Below are 5,642 nucleotides of genomic sequence, written 5' to 3' on the forward strand. Positions count from 1 at the left end.
ACCGGCACCTTGCCGGCATTGCCGGCGCTGATGAAGATCGCCGAGTAGCCGCCGTTGATCTCGGTCGTCTTCGCGTCGTTCCAGCGGCGCTGCGACTGGTAGGTCCGGGCGAGCCGCTTGCGGACGCCGCGGGTCGTCAGGAACGCCTCGACCTCGCCCTGCCCGGACTCGCCGACCTCCTCGACCAGGTCCTCGAACAGGCCCTCGCCGGCAACGGCGTTCTCCGCGTCGAACTCGTTGCCGTTCCAGACCGTGTTGACGGTCGAGTCGATCGAGTGCAGCGTCCGGTTGGTCGCGGTGATGTTCCGCAGCCCGTCCGACTCCAGGAGGCGCGAGCCCTCCTTGTAGACGCCGTCGCCGGTGGTGGCGGTGATCGCCGAGTCGACGGTGATCGTCTTGGTCGTCCGGTTGATCGCGGTGATCGTCCGGCCGACCGCCGTCGCGCCCGCCGCACCCGTCGCGGTGTTCCGCACGTCGATCTTCTGGTTGACCCGCAGGTACTGCGTCGACGCCACGGTGAACGTCGTCACCGCCGCCGGCGAGCTCGTCAGCGTTGTGATGACGCCGTCGCCGGTGCCGAACGCCTGCCGGTTGATGTTCTTGCGCATCGAGTCGGCCAGCTTCTTGCTGGACCGGTCGAGCTTGGACACGAACGCGCCCGCGTTGTTGCCCGACGCCTGCTTGATCAGCTGGTCGGACAGCTCCAGGCCGCCGTCGTGATAGCGGATCAGGATGATCGCGTCGATCTCGGTGTCGATCTGCGGATCGGCGAGCGTCCCGCCATCGCCCATCGACGCCGGCGACTCGTTGCCGGTCGCCTCCACGGGCACGACTGCGCGCCGGCCGGTGAAGTCGATGTGGTCGGAGTCGCGCTCGATCATGTCGAGCAGGAACGTCTTGTAGTTCAGCTGCTCGATGATCGGGCCGCGGTAGAGGTCCTTGAGGATCGCGTCCGCGGTCGCCAGCGAGCCGACAGTGCCGAGCACCGGAAGCAGCGGACCGGACACGCCGGAGAGGCTGACGAGCTGCGCCGCGACGTACGCGAGCACGAGCGCCGCCAGCAGCGCGAGCACGGCCCGCAGGGGAGTCAGTCGGATATGGGTGGTCAGGTGGTTCACGGTCGCTCCAGGGGTGAGGGGTGGGCTACGCTGCCGCTCCCGTGCTCTGGCCCCTCACCCGCGCCATCGCCGCCTGCTTGAGGGCCGGGTCGCCGAACCGCAGCGGCTTGTCGCCGTTCGGGTCCGCGGCCTGCCCGTTGCCGGGGGTCGTCGGGCCGGGAGTGGGCCTGCCGTTGCCGTTCTCCAGCAGTCCGGACTCGGCCTTGCCGCTGATGCGGAAGTAGTCGGCCAGGCCCTTCTGGAGCGCGTCGTCGGCGCCGCCGTACGCGTACGCGAGCTGGTAGATCGCGTTCTGCGCGTCCTCGTCGAGGCTGTGCTGCTCGGCCAGCTGCTGCATCTCAGCCTGGACCTGCTGCTCGGCCTGCTGTTCGGCGGTGCTGCGCTCGCCCTGCTCGAGCCGCTCGCGCAGCTCCTGGTTCTCCTGCATGAGCTGCTGCGCCCACGCCGGGGGGTCGTCGCCCTCCGGCAGACCACCAGGCTCGCTGCCGCCGCCGTCGTCGCCGAAGAAGCCGAAGTGCTCTCCGAGCTTGTCCCACCACTCCTCGAGCTTCTCGGAGTTGGGGTTCTGCTCGTCGGATGCCTCGGCGATGAAACCGCGGATCGAGAGGAGGTCCTCGAGATCCTCGGCGGGCGTGTCCGCCAGCCCTTCGATGCCCTCGAGGGGCTCGAAACGCTGCCGGAACTCGGCGTGCTCCTGGAACCGCCGGCCGACGCCGGCGTTGATCTTGCGCAGCTCCTCCTGCAGATGCGGGCGAAGCGCCTCGGGTGCGGTTGACAGGTCGTACAGACCCGCCAGGTGGTCCACGTCGCCTCGACCCGCGGCGCCCGGCTGATCGCCGGTGCCGGCGGGCTGTGCGGCTGTGGAGGAAGCACCGCCACCGCCGCCGCCGCCCGGCCCCGCAGATCCGCCGGCCGGGCCGCCACCACCAGGATTCTCGTTCCGGGGGTGCCTGGCCGGGATGCCAGCGAAGATCGCCGCGAAGCCCTCCTCGGTCAGCGGCCGGCCGAACTGGTCGACGCGCAGATCGAAGATGGCGGGGTGGATGGTGGTTGCGGTGGTGGGGTGCATGTTCTCCTTCATCTGCGCTGTGGCGGTGCCCTCGGCCCGCAAGCGGGCTGTAGCCTCGCCCTCGGCACTACTGCGGCAATGCGCCGCCTGTTGAAGATCTGGCCCGGCTCGCCGAACGGCTGCCGGGCGTGTCCTGCTTGGCCTGTTCCTTCTCGAGAACGGTCGCGGCGAGCTGGCCGGCGAGCTCCATGCTGTCGGCGTATTCGGGGTCGCCCTCATAGGCGGCACCGAACTCGGCGATCGCCTGCACGAGCTGCTCGGCCTGACGTCGCGGCATGGCGCTTAGCGGCGTCCCGCCACGGCCGGTGCGAGGGCCGCGTACGGGACGCCCGGCACCTGCGCGCCGGTGTCGTCGCGGAGCGTCACGGTCACGGTGACCGGGTAGCCGTCGTCGTCCGTCTCGCCGACCGCGGTCAGGACGCCGTAGTCGCCGTTGCCGAACCGGGCGCGGCCCTTGCCGATGACGGCCTCGACCGCCGCCTTGGCCTTCCGGTTGGACAGGTCGATCGACACGAACTGGTTGAACAGCGCGTCCGCGTCGGTGCGCTGCGTCATCGCGTCCACCTCGACCGCAGTGCTGCGGCGGGCGGCGGCGATGTTGGGCTTGGGCTCGGTCCGGGGGGTCATTTGTGTGTCCTTCCTCCGACTTGGAAATTGTGACCTAACCGTTAGCTAGAGGGTGAGGCTCGACCCGGACGGGCTACTGCTGGCCCGTGTTCGCGGCGGTCGCGCTGTTCGCAGCGCCGCCGTTCGGCGGCGGCTCCGGGATCTCGCCGCCGGCCGCGGCCGCGGCGCCCATCGCCGCGGCGCGCATCGCCAACCTGGCCTTGTGCAGCTCGATGTGCGCGAGGATCCCCGCCTGGATCTGGACGCCGCCAGGCACCGTGGCGAGCTCCCGATACTCGGCGCCCTTGCACGCCTCCTCATGCCCCTCGATGTGCAGCTCGTCGTCGTCGAACGAGTTGATCGGGATGCCGGCGAACAAAGGCTTGCCGTCCGGGCCGACGATCGGCTGGCCGTCCGGCCCGAACACCGGGACCGGCTGGTCGAGGCCGTCGCCGGCGAACAGGCGCCGGTTCTCATCCTGCACCTGCAGCTCATCCTTGTTCAGCGACGCGAGAATGTGGTCGAGGCCGCCGATCTCGTAGTCGCGGAGCACCCGGCGGATATCGCGCGGCTTGAGCGGCACGCCCTGCTGCAGCAGCAGGTTGAGCGTCTGCTGGATCGCCGCCTGCTTCGCGGCCCGCGACTCCGGGATACCGGATCCGATCTGGATCTCGTCCAGGTCGACGTCGCTGAGCTGGTCGCCACGGAACCGGTGGAAGTTCCAGTTGCCGTCCTCGCCGGCGACCCGCGCGATCCGGTCGTTGCTGGCGAACATCTTGACCAGGCCGAGCACGATCCGGCCGGCGTCCACGAGGCTGTCGGCAATGTCGTCAATGTCCGGCGACAGGACGGTGTCGCTCGCCTCCTGCAGCAGCGAGATCGCCGAGGCGGCGGTGACGCCGGCCGGGACGGTGCCCTGGTCGACCTCGTACTGACGGAAGACCTCCTTGAGCGAGTCGGAGATCTCGGCGCGGCGGTTCTGCACGTACGCCGGCAGCTCCGGCACGGTCAGAAACTGCGGCAGGTGCTGCGTGTCGCGGAAGATCAGCTCGGCGCCCGGCAGGCCCGTCCACTCGTTCTCCTCGTCGAGCGACTCGGCCGACCGGGCGAGCGGCGCGTTCCCGACCCGCTCGGCGTTCCCGGCGACCTGGCTCTCGTGCTTGTTGAGCTCGGTCTGCAGCGGAATGCCCTGCGTGACCATGCAGTCCGGCCAGAAGCGGCCCGGCGCCGGGGTGCCGCCGAACATGATGTACGGCAGCCACGGGTACGGGTTGTGCTCCTCGAGCAGCACCTTGCCGCCCGGGATCCAGATGACGTGCTTGCCCTGCGCGTCGTCGTAGCCGGGCAGGCTCCAGTATTCGCGGACGCGGACGCCGCGGTAGCCGGCGCCACCGCGCTTGGGGAGCCCGAACGTGTTGCCGGGCATGCGGCTCTCGGCGATCCCGGCGGTCGGCTGCGCCGTCTCCTCGATCGACGCGACCAGGTCGCGCGCTGCATCGGTGCCGCCGAGCATCTTCCACAGCTGGTTGCGGCTGTAGATCGCCTCCTCGCCGATGTACTCGCACGTCTCGAGGCCCTCCTCGGACGCAAGCGCGTCCGGATAGATCTCGAACGGCGTACGCAGGTCGAGCCGGACGTCACCGGTGCGCTGCTCCACCGGGACGAGGCCCTCGAACGCCTCCGGAGTAAGACCGAGCTGCTGTACCCGCTCCGGGGTCAGGAGCCGGCCGTCCTCGAGCTTGACCGGCACCAGCTCGCCGGTGTTCGGGTCCTGGCGAGCCATGTACCGCATCAGCTGGCCGAGCTGCGAATCCCACGTCACCTTCCAGAAGCCAGCGGTCCCGACCCGGCTCCAGAGCAGCGCGCGCCGCAGGCGCCGGCGGGCGCGCAAAACGCGCCAGTAGTGCTCGAAGACCCGCTCGCGCAGCCGGGCGCTGGAGATCTCCTTGTCGCCGCCGTCGCGCGGCACGCCGATCCACTGCGGCTGCGTCTTCGTCAGCTTCGCGATCTCGGTCCGGACGCCCGGCTGAATCCGGTTGTCCACCACGAGCGGCTCGAGCTCGTCCTCGGGCTCGTACTCGTACAGCCGCAGACCGTCGAACCGCAGCCACTGGTTACCGACGTAGAACGCGATGTTGAGCAGCCACTGACCCTCGAACGGGCGTCGAACCTCCCGGGACGCGTGGACCCGCTGGTCAAGATCGGAGACGGTGCTGTCGCCGACGTCGCGAGCCATCTAGCGCCGCGGAGGTTCGAGGAGGACGAGCTTGCCGCGGTTGAGCAGCTGCGCGATCGCGCACGCCTTCTCGATCTGCGCGTACGTGTAGCGGACCGGGTTCTCGAGCGTCTCGATATGCACGCCGGGGATCTGCACGGCTACTCCGAGTCGCCCGGCGTGTCGAGGGCGCCGGCGTCCGGCGGCAGGAAGTCGTTCGCCGGCTCGCCCGGCCCCGGTGGCCTGGGCGGCCGGACCGTCCCGACCCGAGCGTGCTCGCGCGCGTTCGCCGGGGAGCGGCGTGGCGCGACCTTCGGAGTCGGCCGGCCGTCCGGCATCGGTCGCTGCGGCGCGCTGATCTTGTTGAGCAGCTGCGCGCGCTCCTCCCGGAACGCCGCGAGCAGCCGCGCCGTGTACTGGTTGTGACGCTCCTGCTGGCGGACGAGCAGCACGACCAGGAGCACGACCAGGGCGGCGAGGAAGGCGGCGAGGGCGGCGACGTAGACCACTAGCCGCATTTTCCGCGGTTGGTGAGGGCAAGGGCCGGGTCTTGTTGCTCGGGCCAGGGGGGCTTGATCTCGAGTAGTTCGAGGATGCGGCGCTGGGTGTGGGTCAGGCGGTCCAGGCGGGGGCC

At 70.2% G+C, this 5,642-nt stretch carries 7 protein-coding genes; all 7 read right to left on the reverse strand.

Features of this window, described 5'->3' with window-relative positions:
- On the reverse strand, nt 1-1,118 hold a 1,118-nt coding region (locus ACRDSK_RS31240), incomplete at its 3' end, for a phage major capsid protein (protein ID WP_431444989.1).
- 25 nt (nt 1,119-1,143) lie between these two features.
- On the reverse strand, nt 1,144-2,187 hold the full coding sequence (locus ACRDSK_RS31245; protein ID WP_431444990.1) for a hypothetical protein: 1,044 nt from the start codon (nt 2,185-2,187) through the stop codon (nt 1,144-1,146).
- Between the two features lie 67 nt (nt 2,188-2,254).
- Entirely contained in the window at nt 2,255-2,464 is a 210-nt protein-coding gene (locus ACRDSK_RS31250) for a hypothetical protein (protein WP_431444991.1), read from the reverse strand.
- A gap of 5 nt (nt 2,465-2,469) precedes the next feature.
- Nucleotides 2,470-2,814, reverse strand: a complete 345-nt coding sequence (locus tag ACRDSK_RS31255) for a hypothetical protein (RefSeq protein ID WP_431444992.1) — start codon at nt 2,812-2,814, stop codon at nt 2,470-2,472.
- A gap of 73 nt (nt 2,815-2,887) precedes the next feature.
- Nucleotides 2,888-5,029 (reverse strand): hypothetical protein, encoded by a 2,142-nt coding sequence (locus ACRDSK_RS31260; RefSeq protein WP_431444993.1) that lies wholly within the window; start codon nt 5,027-5,029, stop codon nt 2,888-2,890.
- Nucleotides 5,030-5,167: a hypothetical protein gene (locus ACRDSK_RS31265; RefSeq protein WP_431444994.1), complete on the reverse strand. Its 138-nt coding sequence runs from the start codon at nt 5,165-5,167 to the stop codon at nt 5,030-5,032. It abuts the gene before it with no gap.
- Nucleotides 5,168-5,169: 2 nt separating this feature from the next.
- Nucleotides 5,170-5,526, reverse strand: a complete 357-nt coding sequence (locus tag ACRDSK_RS31270) for a hypothetical protein (protein ID WP_431444995.1) — start codon at nt 5,524-5,526, stop codon at nt 5,170-5,172.
- Nucleotides 5,527-5,642: the final 116 nt, after the last annotated feature.

The sequence above is a fragment of the Actinophytocola sp. genome, assembly GCF_050699915.1.
In the GTDB taxonomy this organism is placed as follows: domain Bacteria; phylum Actinomycetota; class Actinomycetes; order Mycobacteriales; family Pseudonocardiaceae; genus Actinophytocola.

What these genes read in the sequence shown, in the direction of transcription:
- ACRDSK_RS31245 (WP_431444990.1), bottom strand. Translation starts at nt 2,187, where the DNA reads ATGCACCCCACCACCGCAACCACCATCCACCCCGCCATCTTCGATCTG.
- ACRDSK_RS31250 (WP_431444991.1), bottom strand. Translation starts at nt 2,464, where the DNA reads ATGCCGCGACGTCAGGCCGAGCAGCTCGTGCAGGCGATCGCCGAGTTC.
- ACRDSK_RS31255 (WP_431444992.1), bottom strand. Translation starts at nt 2,814, where the DNA reads ATGACCCCCCGGACCGAGCCCAAGCCCAACATCGCCGCCGCCCGCCGC.
- ACRDSK_RS31260 (WP_431444993.1), bottom strand. Translation starts at nt 5,029, where the DNA reads ATGGCTCGCGACGTCGGCGACAGCACCGTCTCCGATCTTGACCAGCGG.
- ACRDSK_RS31270 (WP_431444995.1), bottom strand. Translation starts at nt 5,526, where the DNA reads ATGCGGCTAGTGGTCTACGTCGCCGCCCTCGCCGCCTTCCTCGCCGCC.